Genomic DNA, 2,174 nt, shown 5'->3' with positions numbered 1-2,174 from the left:
GGCCGGTGCGGGATGAAGAGGGCGCACACCCCGCCGAGGACGACCACCGAGACTCCCACCCAGACCGCCGGGTGGAGTCCGCGGACGAAGCCGGCCGGGTCGGCCGTGCTGCCGTGCGCCAGGAAGACGCTGCTCAGCACGGCGATCCCGAGCGCACCGCCGATCTCGCGGACGGTCGAGTTGGCGCCGGAGGCCTTGCCGCGGTGCTCCGGCCCGACCGCGGCGAGCACCACGGAGGCGGCCGGCGCGATCGCGAAGCCCATCCCGGCCCCGGCCAGGACCATCGCGCCGACCATCCGCACGTACGGGGTGTCGGTGCCGGCCACCAGGTTGATCCAGGCCAGGCCGGCGGCCTGGAGGAACAGGCCGAGGGCCATCAGCCGGCCGCCGCCGACCCGGTCGGTCAGCGCTCCCGCGACGGGGGCGATGAACATCGGCATCAGCGTCCAGGCCAGCGTCAGCACACCGGCCTGGAGCGGGGAGCGGGCCGGGGCGATCTGGAGGTACTGGGCGAGGAAGAAGATCGACCCGAACACCCCGAAGTACATCGCGGCGGAGACCACGTTGGTGAGGGTGAACGCCCGGATCCGGTAGAAGCCGAGCGGCAGCAGCGGGTGCTCGACGCGGCGCTCCCAGCCGACGAAGGCGGCCAGCAGTGCGGCACCGGCGGTGAAGGCGCCGAGGATGCGGGCGGAGGTCCAGCCGTCGGCGCTGCCGTTGACGATGGCCCAGACCACGGCCAGCAGTCCGGCCGCGGCCAGCAGCATCCCGCCCAGGTCGAGCCCGGCCCGCTCGCCGCGGCTCTCGCGCAGCACCCGGAGCACCAGCGGGACGGCGAGCAGGCCGACCGGCACGTTGATCCAGAAGATCCACTCCCAGGCGAGGCCCTCGACCACCGCGCCGCCGACCACCGGGCCGAGCGCCACCGCAAGGCCGCTGACGGCGCCCCACAGGCCGATCGCCAGGCTGCGCATCCGCTCGGGGACGGCCTGCGAGAGCAGGGTGAGGGAGAGCGGCATGACCGCGGCCGCGCCGAAGCCCTGGACGGTGCGGGCCGCGATCAGCTCGCCGCTGCTGCCGGCCAGGCCGCAGGCGGCGGAGGCGAGGGTGAAGACCACGATGCCGGCGACGAAGATCCGGCGCCAGCCGAACCGGTCGCCGAGTGCGGCACCGATCAGCAGCAGGCAGGAGAAGCTCAGGACGTAGGCGTTGACGAACCACTGGAGGTCCCTGGTGTCGGCCTTCAGGTCGACGGCCAGGGTGTGCAGGGCGGTGGAGACCACGAGGTTGTCGAGCGCCACCATGAACATCGGGACGCTGCAGGCGACGATCGACAGCCAGAGCGGGACGGGGCGGTCGCGGTTCGGGGACATGGCGGAGGACCTCTCGGAGCGGCTTCGGCAGGGCAGGTCGGGCCCGTCCGCGGACGGGGCGCGCCGGCGGACGGAATCCGGCGGCACGGCAGGGGGATCCCGCGCGGGGCTCGCGGGGGCCACCGGCTCAGGGGCGGGGTGCGGCCCGGGCGAGCCGCTGCCGGGCCTCGTCCCAGGGGATCGGCAATTCCTCCGCCGGGACCTCCCAGAGGGTGAAGACCGATTCGGCGGCGGCGGGCCGGAGCGCGGCCATGATGCCGCGGTGCGGCTCGGCCGCGGCGTACCCGCGCAGGGCCTCCCGGCTCTCCCAGGCGGAGACCGTCCAGAAGGTGCGCCTCAGCGGCTGGACGGCGATCGAGAGTCCGAGGGCGCCCGGGGCGGTGCGGGCCTGGCGGCGCGCGGCGAGCGAGGCGCGCAGGAAGCGCGGCAGGTCGGCGGGTGAGCGGACGACCAGGCGGGAGGCCATCACCACCGCGCGGCTGCCCGCCCGGGGCGATGCGACGGTCGTCCAGCGGAGTTCGGGCATGGGTGGGGCCTTCCTCGGTCGCGGTCCGCGGCGGCACGGCCGGGCCCGCCCACGGAACGGATAGTGGAACCTGACGCTATCCACTATAGAGAGTGGCACTCTCCACTGCTAGTCAGTTTCGGCACCCGGGCCCGGACATGCGGAAGGGGGGGGGGGGGGGGCTGGCTGGCCGCCCCCACCCCCCGCACCCCCACCGCGGCCCCCGGCCCGCCCCCCCCCCCACGCCGCACCGCCCAGCCGGCCGGCGGGGCCGCCGCCGGCGCCCGCACCCCGCC

Annotated in this window: 2 protein-coding genes; both read right to left on the bottom strand. The window is 75.7% G+C overall.

Annotation, left to right across the window (positions count from 1 at the left end; translation table 11 throughout):
* Nucleotides 1-1,373, bottom strand: a 1,373-nt coding sequence (locus tag ACFV0G_RS38670) for an MFS transporter (RefSeq protein WP_380558366.1), incomplete at its 3' end; no start/stop codon positions are given.
* 127 nt (nucleotides 1,374-1,500) lie between these two features.
* Complete coding sequence (locus ACFV0G_RS38665) at nucleotides 1,501-1,899, bottom strand: putative quinol monooxygenase (RefSeq protein WP_380558363.1); 399 nt, start codon at nucleotides 1,897-1,899, stop codon at nucleotides 1,501-1,503.
* Nucleotides 1,900-2,174 lie beyond the last annotated feature (275 nt).

The sequence above is a fragment of the Kitasatospora sp. NPDC059571 genome (genome assembly GCF_042735675.1).
Lineage (GTDB): Bacteria > Actinomycetota > Actinomycetes > Streptomycetales > Streptomycetaceae > Kitasatospora.
Note: the sequence above shows the minus strand (reverse complement) of the source record. Positions and strands in the feature narration are given on the sequence as shown.

Excerpts from the sequence above, each read along its gene's own strand:
- ACFV0G_RS38665 (WP_380558363.1), bottom strand. The coding sequence starts at position 1,899 with ATGCCCGAACTCCGCTGGACGACCGTCGCATCGCCCCGGGCGGGCAGC.